Source organism: Streptomyces sp. NRRL B-3229 (genome assembly GCF_000719505.1).
GTDB classification, from domain to species: domain Bacteria; phylum Actinomycetota; class Actinomycetes; order Streptomycetales; family Streptomycetaceae; genus Streptomyces; species Streptomyces griseorubiginosus.
On the sequence record NZ_JOGP01000038.1, the window covers coordinates 71622 to 92203 of the forward strand.

The 20582-nt window shown below is 71.8% G+C and carries 19 protein-coding genes and 1 pseudogene; 7 read left to right on the plus strand and 13 right to left on the minus strand.

Annotated features, from left to right (window positions below; all coding sequences use genetic code 11):
- Positions 1-3: 3 nt before the first annotated feature.
- From IF54_RS40050 to IF54_RS0137190, 3 genes and pseudogenes are all read right to left on the minus strand, one after another.
- Positions 4-989, minus strand: a pseudogene (locus IF54_RS40050) (ABC transporter permease).
- Complete coding sequence (locus IF54_RS0137185; RefSeq protein WP_030327044.1) at positions 982-2472, minus strand: sugar ABC transporter ATP-binding protein; 1491 nt, start codon at positions 2470-2472, stop codon at positions 982-984. Before IF54_RS0137185 ends, IF54_RS40050 begins: the two are co-directional and overlap by 8 nt.
- Entirely contained in the window at positions 2469-3542 is a 1074-nt protein-coding gene (locus IF54_RS0137190; protein WP_030327046.1) for a sugar ABC transporter substrate-binding protein, read from the minus strand. The genes IF54_RS0137185 and IF54_RS0137190 overlap by 4 nt, the downstream gene beginning before the upstream one ends.
- A 163-nt stretch (positions 3543-3705) precedes the next feature.
- On the opposite strand from IF54_RS0137190, the gene IF54_RS0137195 reads away from it, so the two are divergent.
- The 3 genes from IF54_RS0137195 to IF54_RS0137205 all read left to right on the plus strand — a co-directional run bounded on the left by IF54_RS0137195 (position 3706) and on the right by IF54_RS0137205 (position 6452).
- Entirely contained in the window at positions 3706-4407 is a 702-nt protein-coding gene (locus IF54_RS0137195; protein WP_020135223.1) for a FadR/GntR family transcriptional regulator, read from the plus strand.
- Positions 4408-4549: 142 nt separating this feature from the next.
- The gene (locus tag IF54_RS0137200; protein ID WP_030327047.1) at positions 4550-5893 is read left to right on the plus strand and encodes an amidase; all 1344 of its coding nucleotides are present in this window, start codon (positions 4550-4552) and stop codon (positions 5891-5893) included.
- 64 nt (positions 5894-5957) lie between these two features.
- On the plus strand, positions 5958-6452 hold the full coding sequence (locus IF54_RS0137205; protein ID WP_030327050.1) for a GNAT family N-acetyltransferase: 495 nt from the start codon (positions 5958-5960) through the stop codon (positions 6450-6452).
- Between the two features lies 1 nt (position 6453).
- Here the strand turns inward: IF54_RS0137205 and IF54_RS0137210 are convergent, their stop codons facing one another.
- Both IF54_RS0137210 and IF54_RS42480 read right to left on the minus strand, forming a co-directional pair.
- A complete protein-coding gene (locus IF54_RS0137210; protein WP_030327053.1) occupies positions 6454-6936 on the minus strand; it encodes a GNAT family N-acetyltransferase in 483 nt (160 codons plus the stop codon).
- 51 nt (positions 6937-6987) lie between these two features.
- Entirely contained in the window at positions 6988-7161 is a 174-nt protein-coding gene (locus IF54_RS42480) for a hypothetical protein (RefSeq protein WP_007386357.1), read from the minus strand.
- A gap of 468 nt (positions 7162-7629) precedes the next feature.
- Here IF54_RS42480 and IF54_RS0137220 point away from each other — a divergent pair, with 468 nt between their 5' ends.
- Positions 7630-7980 carry a hypothetical protein gene (locus IF54_RS0137220; protein ID WP_020135226.1) on the plus strand — a complete coding sequence of 117 codons (351 nt, stop codon included), beginning with the start codon at positions 7630-7632 and terminating at the stop codon, positions 7978-7980.
- Positions 7981-8005: 25 nt separating this feature from the next.
- Positions 8006-8797, plus strand: coding sequence for an SDR family oxidoreductase (locus tag IF54_RS0137225; RefSeq protein ID WP_030327054.1), 792 nt, complete (start codon positions 8006-8008; stop codon positions 8795-8797).
- A 5-nt stretch (positions 8798-8802) separates the two neighbouring features.
- Here IF54_RS0137225 and IF54_RS0137230 read toward each other — a convergent pair whose 3' ends face one another.
- From IF54_RS0137230 to IF54_RS0137260, 7 genes are all read right to left on the minus strand, one after another.
- On the minus strand, positions 8803-9033 hold the full coding sequence (locus IF54_RS0137230) for a hypothetical protein (protein ID WP_030327056.1): 231 nt from the start codon (positions 9031-9033) through the stop codon (positions 8803-8805).
- An 89-nt stretch (positions 9034-9122) separates the two neighbouring features.
- Complete coding sequence (locus IF54_RS0137235) at positions 9123-10628, minus strand: SDR family NAD(P)-dependent oxidoreductase (protein ID WP_030327057.1); 1506 nt, start codon at positions 10626-10628, stop codon at positions 9123-9125.
- Positions 10629-10733: 105 nt separating this feature from the next.
- Positions 10734-12062 (minus strand): wax ester/triacylglycerol synthase family O-acyltransferase, encoded by a 1329-nt coding sequence (locus IF54_RS0137240; protein ID WP_030327058.1) that lies wholly within the window; start codon positions 12060-12062, stop codon positions 10734-10736.
- Positions 12063-12232: 170 nt separating this feature from the next.
- Entirely contained in the window at positions 12233-12712 is a 480-nt protein-coding gene (locus IF54_RS40055; RefSeq protein ID WP_078852246.1) for a GNAT family N-acetyltransferase, read from the minus strand.
- A 4-nt stretch (positions 12713-12716) separates the two neighbouring features.
- Positions 12717-13937, minus strand: coding sequence for a glucose-1-phosphate adenylyltransferase (gene glgC, locus IF54_RS0137250; RefSeq protein WP_030327064.1), 1221 nt, complete (start codon positions 13935-13937; stop codon positions 12717-12719).
- A gap of 49 nt (positions 13938-13986) precedes the next feature.
- Positions 13987-15141: a glycogen synthase gene (gene glgA, locus IF54_RS0137255; RefSeq protein ID WP_030327065.1), complete on the minus strand. Its 1155-nt coding sequence runs from the start codon at positions 15139-15141 to the stop codon at positions 13987-13989.
- 38 nt (positions 15142-15179) lie between these two features.
- Positions 15180-15923: a (2Fe-2S)-binding protein gene (locus IF54_RS0137260; protein WP_030327067.1), complete on the minus strand. Its 744-nt coding sequence runs from the start codon at positions 15921-15923 to the stop codon at positions 15180-15182.
- Positions 15924-16133: 210 nt separating this feature from the next.
- On the opposite strand from IF54_RS0137260, the gene IF54_RS0137265 reads away from it, so the two are divergent.
- Positions 16134-17273: a DMT family transporter gene (locus IF54_RS0137265; RefSeq protein ID WP_030327069.1), complete on the plus strand. Its 1140-nt coding sequence runs from the start codon at positions 16134-16136 to the stop codon at positions 17271-17273.
- Here IF54_RS0137265 and IF54_RS0137270 read toward each other — a convergent pair.
- Entirely contained in the window at positions 17263-18432 is a 1170-nt protein-coding gene (locus tag IF54_RS0137270; protein ID WP_030327070.1) for a transglycosylase family protein, read from the minus strand. The two genes, IF54_RS0137265 and IF54_RS0137270, sit on opposite strands and share 11 nt — an antisense overlap.
- A 286-nt stretch (positions 18433-18718) precedes the next feature.
- Here IF54_RS0137270 and gndA point away from each other — a divergent pair, with 286 nt between their 5' ends.
- Complete coding sequence (gene gndA / locus IF54_RS0137275; protein WP_030327071.1) at positions 18719-20158, plus strand: NADP-dependent phosphogluconate dehydrogenase; 1440 nt, start codon at positions 18719-18721, stop codon at positions 20156-20158.
- The last annotated feature ends 424 nt before the right edge of the window (positions 20159-20582 follow it).

Genomic DNA, 20582 nt, shown 5'->3' on the forward strand with positions numbered 1-20582 from the left:
GAGTCAGTCCTGGGCCCGGCCCGTCGTGACACGGGCGATCATGAGGGCGACCAGGATGATTCCGCCGTAGATGGCCTGGATCCAGAAGGACGGCACCTGGGCGAGCGTGAGCAGGTTCTGTACGTGCCCTTGCCGCCGTCGAGGCTGATGCCGCCGATGACCGCGGCCGCGAACACGGTGAAGATCATGTTCTGGCCCTGGTTGGCGCTGATCGCGCCGACGTACCCGGTCTGCATGATGCCGCCGACGGAGGCGAGCACACCGGCCACGACGAACACGCCGAGCATCACGCGCTCGACCCGGATGCCGGCGGCGCGGGCCGCGTCGGGGTTGCCGCCGATGGCGTACAGGGCGCGGCCGACGCGGTGGTACTTGAGGACCAGGCCGGCGACGGCGAAGGCGACGGCGGCGAGCCACACCGACATCGGGATGGTCAGGAAGGTGGTGGTGGCCAGGGAGTAGAAGCTGTCCGGCATGCCGAAGAGGGTCTTGCCCTTGGTCGCGCCGACGAGCAGTCCGCGCAGCACGATCAGCATCGCGAGCGTCACGATGAACGCGTTGAGCTTGAACTTCACGACCAGGACGCCGTTGAAGGCGCCGACCACCGCGCCGGCCACGAGGACCGCCAACAGGGCGAGGGCGGCCGGGAATTCGGTCCCCCAGCCGGACTGGGCGGCGGGCAGGACGAGCAGGGCCCCCACGGCGGGCGCGATGCCTACGACCGACTCCAGGGACAGGTCGAACTTGCCGGTGATCAGGACGAGGGACTCGGCCAGGACGACCATGGCGAGGGCCGCCGAGGCGCCGAGGATGGAGATCAGGTTGCGTTCGGTGAGGAACGAGTCGTTGACGAACGCGCCGAGCACCATCAGGAGCAACAGGGCGGGGACGAGGGCGAGTTCGCGGGCCCGGCGCAGCAGCACCGTCCGGGCCGTGCCGGGGGTGAGGGCGCGTGCGGGCGCGAGCGGGCGGGCCTTGGTGTCAGCCATGGTCCACTCCTTCTATGGAGGCGATCAGCTCGTGGTCGCGCCAGCCCGCCGGGTGCTCGGCGACCACGCGGCCGTGGAAGAGGACGAGTACGCGGTCGCAGCGCCGCAGGTCGTCGAGTTCGTCGGAGACGACGAGGACCGCGGTGCCGTCCTCGCGGGCGGTGTCCACGCGCGAGAGCAGGGATTCCTTCGACTTGACGTCGACGCCCGCGGTGGGGTTGATGAGGACGAGCAGCCGGGGGTCGGAGGCGAGCGCGCGGGCCATGACGACCTTCTGCGCGTTGCCGCCGGACAGGTCGGAGACGGGCTGGTCGGGGCCCTCGGCGTGGATGTCGAGGCGGTCGATGAGCGCGGTGGCGAAGCCGCGTTTGCGCTCGGTGCGCACGAAACCGCGGCGGCCGAGCCGGTCCAGGACGCTGAGGGTGGCGTTGTCGCCGATGGTCATGCCGAAGACCAGGCCCTGGGCGTGCCGGTCGCGCGGCACGAAGCCGACGCCGGCCTTGAGCGAGGCCTGCACGTCGCCGAACGGCAGCGGTCTGCCGTCGAGTCGGGCCGTGCCGCCGGAGGGGGTGTGCAGTCCTGTGAAGGTCTCGGCCAGCTCGATCTTGCCGCTGCCGCTGATGCCGGCGAGTCCGACGACCTCCCCGCGGCGGACGGTGAGGTCGACGTCGTGGTAGGCGTCGGAGGTCAGGCCCCGGGCGTCGAGGAGGACGGGGGCGTCGGTCTCCCGTGTGCGCACGGCCTGTTGCTGTTCGGCGACGGTCTCGCCGGCCATCGCCTCGACCAGGGCGGCCCGGGGCATGTCGGCCACGGGCGCCGTGGTGATCCAGCGGGCGTCCCTGAGGACGGTGACCGTCTGGCACACCTCGTACACCTCCTGGAGGTGGTGCGAGATGAACAGGAAGGTGACACCGGAGTCCTGGAGCGCGCGCATCCGGTCGAAGAGCCGCTCGATCTCACGGTTGTCGAGCTGCGCGGTCGGCTCGTCGAGGACGATGAAGCGGGCGCCGAAGCTCAACGCCCTTGCGATCTCCACCATTTGCCGGTCCTCGACCTTGAGGTCGGCGGTGCGGGCGTCCGGGTCGACACGTACGTCCCAGGTGTCGAGGAGTTCGGCGGCCTGGGCCCGCAGCGCCCGCCAGCTGATCAGACTCCGCCTGAGGGGCTGCCGGTTGATGAAGAGGTTCTCGGCGACCGTCAACTCGGGTACGACGGTGGGCTTCTGGTAGACGCAGGCGACCTTGCCGCGCCAGGCGTCCCGGTCGGCGAGCGGGGGTGCGAGCTCGCCGTCGAAGCGGACGGTGCCCTCGTCGGGGGCCTGGAGGCCGGTGAGGACGCTGACGAGGGTGGACTTGCCCGCGCCGTTGCGGCCGACGAGAGCGTGGGACTCGCCGGGCAGGACGGTGAGCCGGCCGTCGGCGAGGGCGGTCGTGGGGCCGTACCGCTTGACGACCCCCTGGGCTTCGACGAGTGGGATGCTCATTTGACCGTGTTGCCCCACAGCTTCGGGTCGTCGACGTTGTCCTTGGTGACCAGGGGCGCGGGCAGCTGGTCCTCGAGGATGCCGTTGGGCAGCTTGACGATCGTGGAGTCGTGGTCGGTCGGGCCGGGCTTGAAGGTCTTCCCCTCCATCGCCGCCTTGATGTAGTACATGCCGTACTGGGCGTACAGGTCGGCCGGCTGGGAGACGGTCGCGTCGATCTCGCCCTTGCGGATCGCGTCGAACTCCTGCGGGATGCCGTCGTTGGAGACGATCGCGATATGGCCCGCGGTGCCCGCCTTCTTCAGCAGCCCCTTGGACTTCAGGGTCTGGAGCGTCGGCGCGAGGTAGACGCCGCCGGCCTGCATGTAGATGCCCTTGAGGTCGGGGTTGGCGTTCAGGAGGGTGCTCAGCTGCGAGGCGGCCGTGTCGGACTCCCACTTGGCGGGAATCTCCAGGACCTTCAGCTTCGGGAAGTTCTTCTTCACACAGGCCCGGAAGGCCTCGGAGCGGTCCCGGCCGTTGACGGAGGCCAGGTCGCCCATGATCTGCACGACCTTGCCGGAGGTGATGTGCTCACCGAGGTACTGGCAGGCCTTCTCGCCGTACGACACGTTGTTCGCCCGGACGACCATGGCGACCTTGCCCTTGTCGGGGGCCACATCGACCGCGACGACCGGGACGCCCTTGCGTTCCGCCTGGTCGAGGCCGGCCTCGATGGCGGCGCTGTCCAGCGGGGCCACGACCAGGCCTTTGACGCCCTGGTTGAGCTCGTTGTTGATGTCGGTGATCTGCTGGGAGGGGTCACTGTTGGAGTTGACGGTCTTCAGCGCGTCCACGCCCTGGGACTTGGCCATCTTCGGCACGTAGTCGTTGTACGACTGCCAGAACGGCGAGGTCAGCAGCGGCAGGACCACGCCCACCTTGCCGCTCCCGTCGCCGCCCTCACTGGTGCTGCCCGCGGTGTCCTTGGTGCTGCCGCACGCGGTGAGCGCGAGCGAGGCGCTCGCGGCCACGGCTACCGCACCGATGATCTGGACCCTGGTGCGCTTCCCTGCTGTTCTGCCTGCCATCTGGTGGCTCCTCGTTGAGCGTGTTGAGCAGTTGACGGCATATTTATCAGACCAATCCCGCTTGGCAATACCCCGTGGAGCCTTATTTTCCCGCTTCTCCGCCATAGTGGTCCGACCACATCGCCGGTTAGACTGCGGCGCACCCGGCGAGTGGAGGAGTGGCGTGGACGAGACAGCCCCGCAGAAGGGCACCGTGACGCAGCGCGCCATCGAGCAGATCAAGGCGATGATCGGCGAGGGCAGGCTGGAGCCGGGCCAGCGGCTGCCGACCGAACGGGATCTGGCGGCCCAGCTGGGCATCTCGCGCAGTTCGATGCGCGAGGCGATCCGCGCGCTGACCGTCATGGGCGTACTGGAGGCCCGGCACGGTTCGGGCATCTACGTCACCCAGCTGGAGGCCGGCGACCTGCTGGAGACCTTCGGTGTGGTCGCCGACCTTTCCCGGGGACCACGTCTGGTGGAGCTCCTGGAGGTCCGGCGCATCCTCGAGTCGACGGCGACCGCGCTGGCCGCCGCCCGGATCACGCCCGACCAGCTGGCCGAGGTCGAGAAGCACCTCACCGCGATGAACGCCACCGAGGACCCGGAGGAGATCCTCGCCCACGACCTCGCCTTCCACCGCGAGATCGCGGGGGCGGCCGGCAACGAGACGATGGCGGCCATCCTGGACGGCCTGTCCTCCCGCACCTTCCGGGCCCGTGTCTGGCGCGGCTACCAGGAGGAGGGCGCCTTCGCCCGCACCCGGCGCGAGCACGCGGCGATCCACCGCGCCCTGGTCGCCCACGACCCGGAGGCTGCCCGGGCGGCGGCGGCCGCGCACGTGGGCGAGGTCGAGCAGTGGCTGCGGGCGCAGCTCGGGGCGTGACGCAGGGGCTGTACGTGCAGGTCCTGCTCACACAGCCCCCGTGCTGAACGTCCCACGACGAACCGCGCGAGCACTCTCGACGTGAGGTCCGCCGCACGGCAGAGTTCTCCTCACGTACTCGCCAGTAGCCCGAGGAGCGCACGTGACCAGCTGGGTCGGCCGCACCGCCGCCGAGATCGCCGCCGCCGTCCGCGAGAAGCGGGTCACCCCGCGCGAGGTGGTGGCCGAACACCTCGACCGGATCGGGAAACTGGACGGGCGCCTCGGGGCGTTCCGGGTGGTGCGGGCCGAGGCGGCGCTCGCGGAGGCCGACGAGGTGGGGTCCCGCGCCGACTTCGGCGAACTGCCCCTGGCCGGGGTGCCGGTGGCGGTCAAGGACAACCTCTCCGTGCGCGGCGAGAGCAACCGCGTCGGCACCGCCGCGACCCCGGACACCCCGGCCGAGGCCGACCATGTCGTGGTGGCCCGGCTGCGGGCGGCCGGTGCGGTGGTCGTGGGCCTGACGAACGTGCCGGAACTGTGCGTCTTCGGCACCACGGAGGGCGTCCACGGCACCTCCCGCAATCCGTGGGACACCTCGCGCACGGCGGGCGGCTCCTCCGGCGGCAGCGCGACCGCGGTCGCCGCCGGACTGGTCCCGCTCGCCCTCGGCAACGACGGCATGGGCTCGCTGCGCATTCCGGCGGCCAACTGCGGCCTGGTCACCCTGAAGCCGGGCTTTGGGGTGGTCCCGGCGGGCATCAGCGACGGCGACTGGTTCGGCATGTCCGAGAACGGCCCGCTCGCGACCACCGTCGAGGACGCCCGCCTGCTGCTCTCGGTCATCGCCGACACCGAGTTCGTACGACGGGAGGCGCCCGCCACCCTCGACGTGGCCGTGTCCCTGCGCAGCCCGCTCGCCGGGGTCACCGTCGGCGCGCCCTACAAGAACGCGGTCCGGGAGGCTGCCGGACTGCTGATCAAGGCGGGGCACCAGGTGCGGCGCGCCGACCCGCCGTACCCGATGTCGCTGGGCGTCACCTCGCTGGCCACCTGGACGGCGGGCACGTCGGTGGACGCGCAGGGACTGGATCCACAGCTGCTGGCCCGGCGCACCCGGGTGCACGCGGCGATCGGCCGGCGCTTCGTCGAGGGCGTGCGGACGGGGAAGGCGCGGCAGGCGCTGCGCGACCGGCTCGAGCCGTTCTTCGCCGAGCACGACGTCCTGCTGCTCCCGGCGCTGGCCCGCCGCTCCCCCAAGGCGGAGGCCTGGCACGAGCGGGGCTGGCTGCGCAACGTCCTCGCCAACACCGCCTACTCGCCGCTCACCCCGCCGTGGAACCTCACCGGCTGGCCGGCCATGTCGGTCCCGCTCGGCACCCTGCCCTCGGGCGCCCCCACCGCCGTACAACTGGTGGCGCGGCCCGGGTCGGAGACCGTGCTGCTGGAGGTCGCGGAGGAACTGGAGCGGCGGCAGCCGTGGCGGCGGACCGCACCGGTCGACTGAGCCGTGTCCCGGTGCGGCGCCAAATCGTTCGCGGTGCGGTCTCGCCGTCCCTAGCCTGAACTGCGTGATCACTCTTGGGCTTTCGGACCGCGCGGGGCGTCAGGTCGTCCTGCGGGACGTGGACGACGAGAACTGGCGGGCCGTCGCGGACGTCGCTCCGCTGGACGAACAGCGCCGCTACGTGGCCGCGTTGGCGGCCCGCTATCTGCTGCTGTCCCTGCGGGAGGGGGTCTGGCACTCGCTGGCCGTGTGCGCCGACGAGACCGTGGCCGGTCATCTCATGTGGGGACGTGACGACGACGGCTCGTACTGGCTCGGGGGGATGGTGATCGACGGTCCCGAGCAGGGCAAGGGCGTCGGGCGGGCGGCGGTGCTGACCCTCGTGGAGTGGCTGGCCCGCCGGTCGGAGTGCACGGAACTCCGTCTGTCGTACCACCCCGGCAACACGGTGGCCGCCCGGCTGTATACCTCCGTGGGCTTCCTGCCGACGGGCGAGCTCTCCGACGACGAGGTCGTGGCCGGTCTGCGCGTGGTCGACGGGCGGCCCCTGTCGGGTTGATTCAGAGGGCCCTGTGCATGATGTGCAGGCCGACGCGGCCGTGCCGGGGGTGTTCGAAGGCGTCCGGGACGGTGCCGAGGATCGTGAAGCCCAGCGAGGTCCAGAGCCCCACGGCCGGGTTGGTCTCGACGACGGCGTTGAACACCATGCCCCGGTAGCCGTCGGCCGCGGCGGCCGCCAGGATGTGCTCGGCGAGTGCGCGGCCGTAGCCGCGGCCGCCCCGGTCGGGGTCGACCATGAAGCCGGCGTTGGCGATCCAGGCCGCGGGGCCACCGTAGTTGGGGGTGACGTAGGCCGAGGCGACGATCTCGCCGGTCTCGTCCTCGACGACGAAGACGCGCTTGGCCGGGTTCATCCACAGGGCGCGGGCGGCTTCCTCGGAGGTGTCGGGGTCCCAGGCGTAGGTCTCGCCGGCGGCCACGATCCGGTGCCAGAAAGGCCAGATCCGCGGCCAGTCGTCGGCCGCGGCTTCTCTGATCAGCATGGGCGCGAGTCTTCCACGCCCATGCCGTCGGCGATCGCGAAGGTCCTGCGGTCAGTCCACGCTGGGCAGGATGTGGGGCTCGGCGAGGTCGTCCTCGTAACCCGCGAGGCGGATGGGAGCCGAGCGCGCCCACACGTCGAGACTGCCGATGTCCCCGGGCCGTCGGCCCGCGCGCTCCGGGCGTTCCTTGGGGCGCTGTTCGCGATTCGTCTTCTCCGGTGTCACCGCGCACTCCTTATGTGTCGGGCTCACCCTCGGGACGGGTACCTGTCAACCTACGGTCCGGTGCCTGGACGTCCGCTCGGGTCTGGGTCGAGATCGGGTTCGGACGCGGTGGCGCCGGCAACTCAGGTGAGAGCAGGCCATGGTGAACGGCTTGTCCCGGGACGGACTGTGGGTGTGGGTGGGACCCCGTACTGCCGTCCGTCCGCTACAGACTAACCAGATGAGCGGGGGCTCGCTCGATAGGGGCCGAAAACAAGGTGTAACCATTGCAATTCGACTGTGGTCTTTCGGCCGTTTTCCACGTGATTTGTCATTCAATACCCCTTCCTGAAGTCACCCGTTCGGCCTAGGGGTCGACCGGGCCTCCGAGCAGGGCGGTCGCGCAGTTCAGATCCCGTTGGCCGAATCGCAAGGCGCCCATGCTGTGCTGGCCCGTGGCAACGGCCGGCCCGGCGGGAGGTCTGACGTATGGAACTGCGCAGTGTCGACGAGCTGATGGATCTGCTGCACGCCTGCGGCAGCGAACACGCCCTGCGGACCGCCGCGCTGCTGCGCCGCAGCAGGCCCGCCGACAAGGAGCTCCAGGTGGCCGGTCTGCTGCTGGGCCTCGGACCGGCGGCCGAGGCGTTCCGCGGCCTGCTCGGCGACCGCGTCCACCGGCTGCTGCGCCACCACGGCCCCACCACCGACGACGACCTGCTCCGCCTGGCCGGCGAGGACGGCCTGACGGCCCGGTTCGACGCGGGCGTCCTGGAGGACTGGCGGGCCGTCCTCGAACTGGTCGCCGCGCACAACTCCCGCCTGGAGTCTGTCGACTGACGGCCCGTCATGAGACGGTACGGCGATGACGTCGTCGTACGGACTCAACGGCAGGGCCGCCCTGGTGACCGGCGGCACCCGCGGGATCGGGCTCGAGGTCGCGCGGCAACTGGCCGACGCCGGGGCGCTGGTGTGCGTCACGGCCAGGGACCGGGACGACGTCCGCCGGGCCGCCCGTGCCCTCGGCGGCATCGGGCTGGCGGGCAGCGTCGCCGACCCGGACCATCCGCGCGCGGCCGTGGACCTCGTCCTCAGCGAGTTCGGCCGGCTCGACGTGCTGGTCAACAACGCGGCGACGAACCAGCCGTACGGCCCCCTCATGGAGGTCGATCCGGACGCGTGGCGCGAGGCGTTCACCGTCAACGTGGAGGCTCCGCTGCGGCTGGTGCGCGAGGCGTGGCGGGCGTGGCTGCGGGAGCACGGCGGCTCGGTGGTGAACGTCTGCACGGAGGGTGCCGCGCATGTCGGGCCGAACGTGGGCGCCTACGGCACCAGCAAGGCGGCGCTGCTGCATCTCACCCAGCAGCTGGCGGGCGAGCTGGCTCCCCGGGTGCGGGTCAACTCCGTGTCCCCCGGGCTCGTCCGCACCGAGATGGCGCGGTTCGTGTGGGAGCAGGGGCCCGTCGAGCTGCCGCTCGGGCGGATCGGCGAGCCCGAGGACGTCGCGCGGGCCGTGGTGTGGCTGGCGTCCGACGCCGCCGGGTGGATCACCGGGGCGGATCTGCTGGTGGACGGGGGCACCCGGGTGCGGGCGGCGCGCCCGGGCGGGTACGCCGTCCACGACCGGCTGCGGTCGTCGGCCCCGCCACCCTCATGACGGGGTCACGGGAACAGGGCGATGCCCACGAGGACGATCAGGCATACGAAGACGACGAGCGCGATCATGCCCCAGCCCCAGGGGTGCCTGATCCGGTCGGAGGCACCGCCGCGGGGCCGGTCCTCGGGCAGCTCGCGCTGGACCGGACGGTCGCTCGCGTAGAACTCCTCGTCGGTCGGGTAGCGGTTGCGCGGGTCGTCGAACGCGCGCGGATCGATGCTGTGTGGACGTGCCATGACAACTCCTGGCAGGGAACTGACCGTGGTCCGGGTTCCCCGCCGCCGTCGGCCCACACGTCAGGGCCGACGGTTCCTGCGGCCGGGGCTCACCACTTGCCGGGCGCGTAGTCCTTCAGGAAGACCCCGTACACGTCCTCGCCGTCCTCACCCCGCACGATCGGGTCGTAGACGCGGGCCGCGCCGTCGACCAGGTCGAGGGGCGCGTGGAAGCCCTCCTCGGCGAGGCGGAGCTTGTCGTAGTGGGGGCGCTCGTCGGTGATCCACCCGGTGTCGACGGAGGTCATGAGGATGCCGTCGCTCTGGAACATCTCCTGGGCACTGGTGCGGGTGACCATGTTCATCGCGGCCTTGGCGGCGTTGGTGTTGGGGTGGCCCGCGCCCTTGTAGCCGCGGCCGAAGACGCCCTCCATCGCGGAGACGTTGACGACGTAGGCGCGGCCGCTGCTCGCCTTCTTCGCCGCGTCGGCCATCGCCGGGCGCAGCGCGCTGATCAGGATGAACGGCGAGGTGTAGTTGCAGAGCTGGGTCTCCAGGAGCTCCACCGGAGAGATCTGGTCGATGGTCTGCACCCAGGTGTTGCTGTCGACGACGTCCGGGACCAGGCCGCCCGCGTCGATGGCCGTGCCGTCGAGGTGCCGGGCGACGCTGGCGTTGCCCGCGACCAGGGCGAGGTCGGCGACCTGCTGGGCGTCGATGCCGGAGATCCCGGCGGGCAGCGAGGCCAGCCCGTCGACCGCGCCGGAGCCGAAGGCGCCGATGACATGGTGGGCGGGGAGCTCACCGGCGGGCAGCGGGGCGCTCTCACCGTCGACCAGGGCCGCGTACGCGGACGGCAGCCGGCGTACGGTCTGGGTCGCGTTGTTGACGAGGATGTCGAGCGGGCCCGCCTCGGCGACCTGCTCGGCGAGTGCGACTGCCTGGGCCGGGTCGCGCAGGTCGATGCCGACGACCTCCAGGCGGTGCAGCCAGTCCCCGGAGTCCTCCATGGCCTTGAAACGGCGGATGGCGTCCTTCGGGAACCGCGTGGTGATCGTGGTGTGGGCGCCGTCGCGCAGCAGCCTCAGCGCGATGTACATGCCGATCTTGGCGCGGCCGCCGGTGAGCAGGGCGCGCTTGCCGGTGAGGTCGGCGCGGGCGTCGCGCTTGCCGCGGTTCAGGCGGGCGCAGTCCGGACAGAGCTGGTGGTAGAAGTAGTCGACCTCGACGTACCGGGTCTTGCAGGTGTAGCAGGAGCGGGGGCGCTGGAGTATCCCCGCGACCCTGCCCTCCTCGGTGATCGAGGACGGCAGGATGCCCTCGGTCTCGTCGTCGATGCGCTGGGCGGAGCCGGTCGCCGTGGCCTCCGTGACCGCCTTGTCGTGCGCGGTCTTGGCGGCCCGGCGCTCCTGTCGGCGGCGCTGCTTGACGGTGCGGTAGATCCCGGCGGTGGCCCGGCGCACGGCGATCGCGTCGGGGTGGTCCACCTCCAGCTTGTCGAGCTCGTCGAGCACGCTCAGGCAGACGGCCAGCCGCTCCGGGTCGATGCCGGGGCCGTGCACGACCTCGTCACCGGGCTCGTGCATGGTCGCCGAGCCGTCGTCTGTCACCGTCATCGCGCTGCCGTTTCCCTGGTCACCCGTGCGGCACCCGGGCCGCGTCCACTGGTCGAACGCGGAATTTTACTTCAGCGCGGGGCCGGGCCCGCAATCCGGAAACGATCAAGAGCCGCAGGCGGACAGGAGTCCGGCCACCTCCTCGGACAGGGACCGGGCGAGCAGGTCCAGGTCGGGCACCGCTTCCGCGTCCGCGACCAGGCCGTAGTGGACCTGCCCCCGGTACGTCGAGATCGCTACGGCGAGGGACTGGCCGCGGGCGAGCGGGGCGAAGGGGTAGACCTCCGTGACCGGGTTGCCGCCGAGCTTCAGGCCGATGCTCGGCAGGGGCACGCTGGTGACCAGGATGTCGAACCAGAGCCGCGCACCCTGGCTGACCAGCGGGCCGCCGAGCCGGTGGCCGAGGGCCGGGACGTGGTCGGCGAGCAGGGCGACCGCGCCGGCGCCCCGGTTGGAGCCCGCGTCCTTGTTGCGGTCCATGGCGCTGCGGACCGTGTCGAGGCGGCCCAGCGGGTCGGGGTCGGAGACCGGAAGCCGTATCAGGTACCCGGAGAGCCGGTTGCCCTGTGGGTGCGCGGTGCGCGGACGGCGCTTGGAGACGGGGATCAGGGCGCGGGGCGCCACGCCCGCACTGCCGTCGCCGCGTTCGTCCAGCCAGCGGCGCAGGGCGCCCGCGACGACGGCGATCAGGACGTCGTTGACCGTCCCGCCGCGGGACTTGCGGACGCGGTGCACGTCGTCGAGGTCGACGACGACTCCCGCGGTGCGGCGGGTGCCGCTCGGCTCGGCGGTGAGCGCCTGGGAGGAGCGCACGGCCACGGAGGACAGGGCGACGCAGGCGCCGATGTCGAGGGCGCGGCCGAGGTCGGAGACGGCGCCCCGGACGAGGCCGGGCAGTCTGCGCACGTCCGGCAGCAGGCTCTTGGCCGGCTCCTCGGGGCGTGGCCTGCGCTCGGGCAGGTCCATCGGGTCCAGGACGGCGGCGGCGAGCGTCAGTGCGCGCAGTCCGTCGGCCAGGGCGTGGTGGAACTTGAAGAGCACCGCGAAGGAGACACCGTCCTCGCCCGGCAGGACATGCGCCTCCCAGGGCGGGCGGTCACGGTCGAGCGGCCGCTGCATGAGCCGGCCCGCCTCGGTGTGGAAGTCGGCGGTCGGGGCGTGCAGCAGGACATGCCGGAGCGGGTCGAAGTCGGGATCGGGCACGCGCGCGGCGCCCCCGAAGGCGTACGGGAGGCCGAGCGGCCACGCGTCCCGGATCCGCATCCTCAGGCCGGGCACGGCGGCGGCCCGGACCGCGAGCAGATCGGCCGCGTGAGCGCCCGCGGTGGGCGAGTGCGCCGTGAAGACGCCGAGTGCTCCCAGGTGCATCGGGTGCTCGGCGGTTTCCATGTTCCAGAACGCCAGGTCGAGAGGGGCGAGCAGGTCTGAAGTCAATGGCTTGCCTCGCGTCGACGACAGGTGGACCAGCAGTCAATCGCCCTCCGGCGATTACGGTCAAGTACGATCAAGCTACGCACAGTTAACAGCAGATTACGTTCGAGTCCCTGGCGCAAGGGGTGGGACACAAGAGGCGGACGCGACAACCGCCGGTTGCAGCACAGCGCTCAGCCGCCGGGAGTCCGCTTCAGGTAGGTGGCCGTCTCGGCGAAGCCCAGTCGCCGGTAGAAGTCGGCGGCCCTGCGCGTCGGCACGCACACCTCCGCGTCGGCGGCCCGCTCGGCGGCCTCCAGCACCGCACGGACGAGCCGTGAGCCGAGCCCGCGGCCGCGCAGTTCCGCCCGGACGGTGAGTTCCAGGAGTTCGAGGACCGTGCCCCCGGCGAACAACGTGGGCACGCGGGCGGCGTAGGCGTACCCGACCACGCGCCCGCCCTCCTCGGCCGCCAGGAACTCGGCCCGGCCGGCCGCCGCGGAGGCGAGGACCGCGGGGAAGGTGACCGTCCTGAAGCGGCCCGGTTCCGGGATGTGGCTCGTGGTGAAGGCGCGGAGCAGGCGGAGGACGTCGTCCGCGTCGGCGGGCCGCACCGCGCGGACCGTCACCTCGGGTCTCACCGCGCGGACCGTCACCTCGCTCCTGCTCCGCATCCGCCTACGACACCAGCTGGCCCTTCCCCAGGGCGATCACGCCGCCCTGGGAGACCGTGTACAGCTCCGCGTCCCGCTCCGGGTTCACTCCGATCGTGGCGCCCGGCGGCACCTCGACGTTCTTGTCGATGACCGCGCCCCGGACCACCGCGCCCCTGCCGATCTTGACGTTGTCGTGGAGCACCGAGCCCTGGACCACCGCGCCCGGATCGACCAGGACGCCGGGCGACAGGACGGAGCGGGTGACCTGGCCGCGGATGAGGCAGCCGGCGCTGATGATGGACTCGCTCGCGATGCCGCCGGCGTTGAAGCGGGCCGGGGAGAGCTGGCCGGAGTGGGTGTAGATGGGCCACTGCCGGTTGTAGAGGTTGAAGGCGGGGCGCTCGGCGATCAGGTCCATGTGGGCGTCGTAGTAGGCGTCCAGGGTGCCCACGTCCCGCCAGTAGCCGCGGTCGCGGCTGGTCTCGCCGGGGACGTGGTTGGCGCTGAAGTCGTAGAGCTGGGCCTCGCCGCGGTCGGTGAGCTGCGGGAGGATCGAGCCGCCCATGTCGTGGACGGAGTTCTCGTCCTCGGAGTCCCGCTGGAGCGCCTCGATCAGGGCCTTGGTGGTGAAGATGTAGTTGCCCATCGAGGCGTACACGGTCTCCGGGTCGTCCGCGAGGCCGGGCGGATCGGTGGGCTTCTCCAGGAAGCGCTCCACCGTGAGGCCGTCCGAGCCCGGGGAGATCACCCCGAACGACGAGGACTCCGAGCGCGGCACCCGGATCCCGGCCACCGTGACGCCCGCGCCAGAATCGATGTGCTGCGTGAGCATCTGGCGCGGGTCCATCCGGTACACGTGGTCGGCGCCGAAGACCGCGACGTACTCGGGCCGCTCGTCGTAGATCAGGTTCAGGGACTGGAGGATCGCGTCCGCGCTGCCCAGGTACCAGCGCGGGCCGAGGCGCTGCTGGGCGGGCACCGGCGTGATGTAGTTGCCGAGCAGGCTCGACATCCGCCAGGTGGTGGTGATGTGCCGGTCCAGCGAGTGCGACTTGTACTGCGTGAGCACGCAGATGCGCATCATGTCGCCGTTGACGAGGTTGGAGAGCACGAAGTCGACGAGGCGGTACGTGCCTCCGAACGTGACCGCCGGTTTCGCGCGGTCCGTGGTCAGGGGCATCAGGCGTTTGCCCTCTCCGCCCGCGAGTACGATGCCGAGCACCGAAGGTCCACCACGACGCATGGCCGCTCCCCTCACCCTGGTTTGAACCATGCCTGCCCTTGTGCGGGGCTTAGTACGCCTGTTTGACGATCTCCTCGTAGAGCCGGACCGTACGCCGGGCGACGGCGTCCCAGCCGAACTCGCCCACCGCGCGTTCCCGGCCCGCCTCGCCCATCCGGCGGGCCGTCTCCGGATCTCCGATCACGGAGTCGAGTGCCCGCGCGAGGGCCGGCTCGAACGCGTCGTCCACATCGACGAGCAAACCGGTCCCGCCGTCGTCCACGACCTCGGGGATCCCGCCGACCCGTGAGGCGACCACGGGGGTCCCGCAGGCCATCGCCTCGAGGTTGACGATCCCGAGGGGTTCGTACACCGAGGGGCAGACGAACACGGCGGCGTGGGTGAGGAGCTGGATCACCTCGGGGCGCGGCAGCATCTGCGGGATCCAGTGCACGCCCTCGCGGACGCGGCTCAGGTCCTCGAAGAGCTCGCGGAACTCCCGGTCGATCTCGGGTGTGTCCGGGGCGCCCGCGCACAGCACGACCTGCGCCGCCGGATCGATGTCCCGCACCGCGCGCAGCAGGTGGGGCACGCCCTTCTGACGGGTGATGCGGCCGACGAACAGCACGAAGGGGCGGTCGCGGTCCAGGCCGATGCGGTCCAGTACGTCGGTGCCGTGGTCCGGCCGGTACAGGGCGGTGTCGATGCCGTTGTGCACGATGTGGACCTTGGCCGGATCCAGCGCCGGGTAGCAGCCGAGGATGTCCTCGCGCATCGCCCCGGACACGGCGATCACCGCGTCGGCGGTCTCGATCGCGGTGCGCTCGGCCCAGCTGGACAGGGCGTACCCGCCGCCGAGCTGCTCGGCCTTCCAGGGCCGCAGCGGTTCCAGGGAGTGGGCGGTCATCACGTGCGGGATGCCGTGCAGCAGCTTGCCGAGGTGACCGGCGAGGTTGGCGTACCAGGTGTGCGAGTGGACCAGTTCGCGGTCCTCGAGGCCGGCCGCCATGGACAGGTCCACGGAGAAGGTGCGCAGCGCGTCGTTGGCGGCGTCCAGCGCGGACCAGGGCCGGTGCCGGATCACGCCGTCGGTCCGGCCCTCGCCCCAGCAGTGCACATCCAGGTCGACGAGGGACCTCAACTCCCGGGCGAGGAACTCGACATGGACACCCGCGCCGCCGTACACGTCCGGCGGGTACTCCCGGGTCAGCAGGCCCACTCGCACCCGGAACCCCCTGTCTTTCGGCTGGTCGGCTTTCATGGTCACCCAGATGTGCCGCGCGGGGAAGAGCGCGGGGCTCGTGTGAAGCAACAGTCACCGCACACGCCGCCTCCCGGCAACCGGTAGTACAGACAGCAGCTGCGGCGGCGGAGGGTGCGGGGGTCGAGGGTGCCTTCGAGCAGCGGATGGGCGAGGAGCTCGGCCGCGAGAGCGCGGGCGCCGGCGCCGCGGGGGCCCAGCTGCCGGACGGCTCCCACGAGCGCCGAGGCCGCGTTGCCCCACAGCAGTCCGCCGGCCGGCCGGTACGCGGTGCGCAGGGCGGCCGCGAGGGGTTCGAGGTGGCCGTGCAGGACGACGTCGGCGAGGGTCCGTGCGTCACCCGGCAGGGACTCCCCCGGTCCCTGGGGAGCGACCCAGAGGTCGTCGGGCGCGCTGCCGTCGGGGTCCCAGTGCAGGCGCCCGGGCGACAGGTCGGGAATCCGGCCGTAGACCGCCGCGCAGCCGAGAGCCACGGACCACAGCCGGGCCGCGAGGCCCAGGTGGGCGATGGAGGCCGCGATCCGGGGCTCGGGGGCGTCCAGGGCGTCGGCGACCTTCCGAATACGAAAAGTCAGTGGATTTCCGTAAACATCCGATGATGCGTTCTCGTAGACTTGTGCGAGAGTCGGCAGCGCCGGGCGCGAGGTCTCGGCGGGGTCGCCGATCGTGTGTAGGACGAAGAAGGCGCCGAGCGGTCGCAGCGCCGCGAGTTCCGGGTCGAGGTCCACGACCAGCAGTAGTACCAAGGCCCCTAGGGGGACCCAGCAGGGGCCCTCCACCCCGTGTCACCCGCCCTGGGGAGGACACGGACCGTTTTGTACTCCATCGGCAGTAGGACCCATTGCCTGCTCAGGTACGACGACGGGAAGAACTTTTCCGGGCATCGTGTTGCTCATGGAAGACGACAGTCCGTCGCCCCGGGCCCGTGGCCCCCGCCTCACGCAGAGGAGCTGCTCATGAGTGCCCTCGCGTTGTCCGTGCTTCTGTCCCTCGTCTCCGCCGTCGCCTACGCGGGCGGTGCGATCGTGCAGGAGCAGGTCGCGGTGTCGCACCCCGACGAGCAGTTCGCGCCGCTGCGCCGGCCGAGCTGGTGGGCGGCGGTCGCGCTGAACGGCCTGGGCGGACTGCTGCACGTGGTCGCGCTCGCGTACGGTCCCCTGAGCCTGGTCCAGCCGCTGGGCGCCCTGACGATCGTGTTCGCGCTGCCGATGGCCGCGCTGTTCGTGGGCCGCAGGGCCGGGGCCACCGCCTGGCGGGGCGCGATCATGGCGACGGTCGGTCTGGCCGGACTGCTCTCCCTGGTCGGCGCGTCCGACGCGCAGTCGCTGGGCACGGCCCAGCGGGTGTTCGCCGGGCTGGTCACGGCCGCCGCGGTGGTCGCGCTGATGATCGCGGGCCGGGCCGCGCACCGGCACCCGGTGGTGCGCAGCGTGCTGCTGGCCACCGCGTCGGGCATTGCGTTCGGCATGTCCTCGGTGTTCACCAAGACGGTCGCCGTGGACTGGAGCGACGGCATCGCGACGGCGGACCTGCCCTCGCTGGCCGCGATCGGCGCGCTGGCCACGGCCGGTCTGATGCTGTCGCAGGCCTCCTACCGCGGCGCGGGCCTCGCGGCCCCGCTGGCCACCCTGACGGTCGTGAACCCGGTGGTGGCGGCCGCGGTCGGCATCACGATGTTCGGTGAGACCTTCCGCTACGGCACCACCGGCACCGCGCTCGCCCTGAGCTGCGGTGTGGTGGCGGCCGGCGGTCTGATCCTGCTCACCACGGAGCGGATCCAGCGCACCCACGCCGAGGCGGAGCCGGCGGCGGCCGAGCAGGACGAGGTGTTCCTGCCCGCGCCCGTTGAGGCACCGGCCGACGCGCTGGTGCGCGAGGGCGTGCTCGTCGAGCAGGTCGCCGCCCTGCGGGAGGGACTGCGCAAAGAACTGCTCATCCCGGCCCCGGGAGCCCCGCGGGCGGTCCTGACGGACGGTCCGCCCGGCGGGCACCCGGCGTCCGGCACCGAACTCCCGACGTACTACGGCCCCTTCTACGGCGCCGCGTACATCCCGGTGCCGGTGCTCGACCGGCACCGCACCCGCGTCAAATCCTGACGCCGCCGGCCCGGAGGTACGCCACCGGGTCGATGTCGGAACCGAAGCCGGGCCCGCTGCGCACCTCGAAGTGCAGATGCGGGCCCGTGCTGTTGCCGGTGGATCCGGAGCGGCCGATGCGCTGTCCGGAGCCGACCGTCTGCCCGGCCTTCACGGAGATCGCGGACAGGTGGGCGTACTGGGTGTAGCGGCCGTCGCCGTGCCGGATGACCACCTGGTAGCCGAAGGAGCCGCCCCAGCCGGAGGCGACCACCTTGCCGGCCGCGACCGCCTTCACCGTGGTCCCGGTGGGCACCGCGAAGTCGACGCCGGTGTGGTAGCCCTTCGACCAGGCGGAACCCGCCTTGTGGTAGGGGGTCCCGAGGGAGGCGTTCACGGGGGCGACCAGCCCGGTGCCGTGGGCCTTCTCCTCGGTCTTCTTCTCCCTCTTCTCCGTGTGCCGCGAGGGGGCCGTCTTCGGGGAGGACGTCTTCTTGGAGGACGTCCTCGTGGAGGAGGCGGGATCGGCGGTGGTGGTCGTGCCGGCGGGGGCCCGCAGCTTCAGCCGCTGCCCGGGCAGGATGAGGTCGGGATCGGCCCCGATGGTCTGCCGGTTGGCGTCGTAGAGCTGCCGCCAGCCGCCGCGGACCCTGTGGGCGTCGGCGATCCCGGAGAGCGAGTCGCCGCGGACCACGGTGTACATCCGTGCGGTACCGGCGCGGGACTGCGGGGTGGTCTGCGGCCGGACGTCGCGCACTGCGGCAGACTCCCCGCCGAGGGGCTCGATGTCCGGGGTGCCGCCGCCCCGGGTCAGCCCGGCCCGCACCGAGCACGTCGGCCAGGCGCCCGGCCCCTGTCCGTCCAGCACCTTCTCGGCCACCGCGATCTGCTGGTCCTTGGTGGCCAGATCCGCTCGGGCCGCGTAGCGGGTGCCGCCGTACGCCTCCCACGTGGACCGGGTGAACTGGAGCCCGCCGTAATAGCCGTTGCCGGTGTTGACGCTCCAGTTGTTGCTGGACTCGCACGCGGCGACCTTGTTCCAGGTGTCCACGTCGGCCGCGTGGGCCGTGCCGGTGCCGATGAGCGGGACCGCGATCCCGACCCCGCCCGCCGTGACGGTGAGCGAGGCGCGGTTGATCCTGTTCGGCTGATACCGGCGGTGCCGGCCTCGTACGGCCATGGAGGCCTCCCCCTACGACATGGGTCCTGCGCCAGGAGGGGCAAAAGTAAGCGCAGCGAACAGGCCATGACAAGACGGCAACCAGCCGAGCCGCGGCTCAAGCGGGCGGCTTCCCCGCCGAGTTGGGAGACGGCTGAGGCGGGTGGGGGGTTCCGTGCGTATGTGCCTGCGAAACGCTGCACACCCCGGACGTGCGCACGCCGTACCGGCACGTCAGGATGGCCAGGGTCGATACTGGTCGGACGACCGGCACCACCGATAACGGATGCTTTAGGAGCCACACCGTATGAGCACTACAGCGCAGATCGGCGTCACGGGCCTCGCGGTCATGGGCCGCAACCTGGCCCGCAACTTCGCCCGCAACGGCTATACGGTCGCCCTGCACAACCGGACCGCGTCGCGTACGCACGCCCTGGTCGAGGAGTTCGGGAGCGAGGGCGACTTCATCGCGGCCGAGACCGCCAAGGAGTTCGTGGCGGCCCTGGAGCGGCCGCGTCGGCTGGTCATCATGGTGAAGGCCGGGGAGCCGACCGACGCGGTGATCCAGGAGTTCGCGCCGCTGCTCGAGCCCGGCGACATGATCATCGACGGCGGCAACGCCCACTTCGCGGACACCCGGCGCCGGGAGCGTGAACTGCGCGAGCAGGGCATCCACTTCGTCGGCATGGGCGTCTCCGGCGGCGAGGAGGGCGCGCTCAACGGCCCGAGCATCATGCCGGGCGGCCCGAAGGAGTCGTACGACTCGCTCGGCCCGATGCTGGAGAAGATCTCTGCGAAGGCGGCCGACGGGTCGCCGTGTGTGACCCACGTCGGTCCCGACGGGGCCGGGCACTTCGTGAAGATGGTGCACAACGGCATCGAGTACGCCGACATGCAGCTGATCGGCGAGGCGTACCAGCTGCTGCGGGATGTCGCCGGGTACTCCCCCGCGCAGATCGCCGACATCTTCCGCACCTGGAACACGGGACGGCTCGACTCGTACCTGATCGAGATCACCGCCGAGGTGCTCTCCCACGTGGACGCGGCGACCGGCAAGCCGTTCGTCGACGTCGTGGTGGACCAGGCCGAGCAGAAGGGCACGGGCCGCTGGACCGTGCAGATCGCGCTGGACCTCGGTGTCCCGGTCTCCGGTATCGCGGAGGCCGTCTTCGCGCGCTCGCTGTCCGGGCACGCGGAGCTGCGGGAGGCGTCCCGCGGACTCGCCGGGCCCAAGGCGTCGCCCCTGTCCGAGTCCGAGGCGGGTGCCTTCGCGGACCGGGTCGAGCAGGCGCTGTACGCCTCGAAGATCGTGTCGTACACGCAGGGCTTCCACGAGATCGCGGCGGCGCGTGAGGAGTACGACTGGGACATCGACCTGGGCGCCGTCTCCGCGATCTGGCGCGGTGGCTGCATCATCCGGGCGGCCTTCCTGGACCGGATCCGCTCGGCGTACGACACCCGCGCCGACCTGCCGAGCCTGCTCTCCGACGACACGTTCGCCCGGGAGATCGCCGACGCGCAGGACGACTGGCGTGACGTGATCATCGCGGCGACGCGGCAGGGGGTTCCGGTGCCCGGGTTCTCGGCGGCGCTGGCCTACTACGACGCGCTGCGCGCCGAGCGGCTGCCGGCCGCGCTCACGCAGGGGCAGCGCGACTTCTTCGGTGCGCACACCTACCGGCGCACGGACCGCGACGGCTCGTTCCACACGCTGTGGGGCGGGGACAGGTCCGAGGTGACGGGCTGAGCGTCGCGCCGACGAGGGGGGCCACCGTTTGGTGGCCCCCCTTTTTTTCTGTCTGCGCTCCCCGTCAGGTGAGCGGTGGTCCCGGTTCCGGGTTCGGCACGGGCTCGGGGCCGGGCGGCACGGGGTCGGGGCCCGGCGGAACCGGGGACGGCGCCGGGTCGGGGGCCGGGCCGGGGCCTGGTGTCGGGGTCGGGTTCGGGGGCGACGGGGGTTCCGGGGCCGGACCCGGTGTGGGGACCGGTCCGGGGCCCGGGGTGGGACCCGGGGGGACGGGGTCGGGGTACGGGTTGGTCATCAGGTCCTCCAGCCAGTCGATCGACACCGGCACGGTTTCGTGTGCCGCCGTCTCTGGACTACTCCCCGCGTACCCGCGAGCCCTCCTGGCAGTCACTCGGGGGTGTGAGGGGTGGGGGCCGGGTGGGCG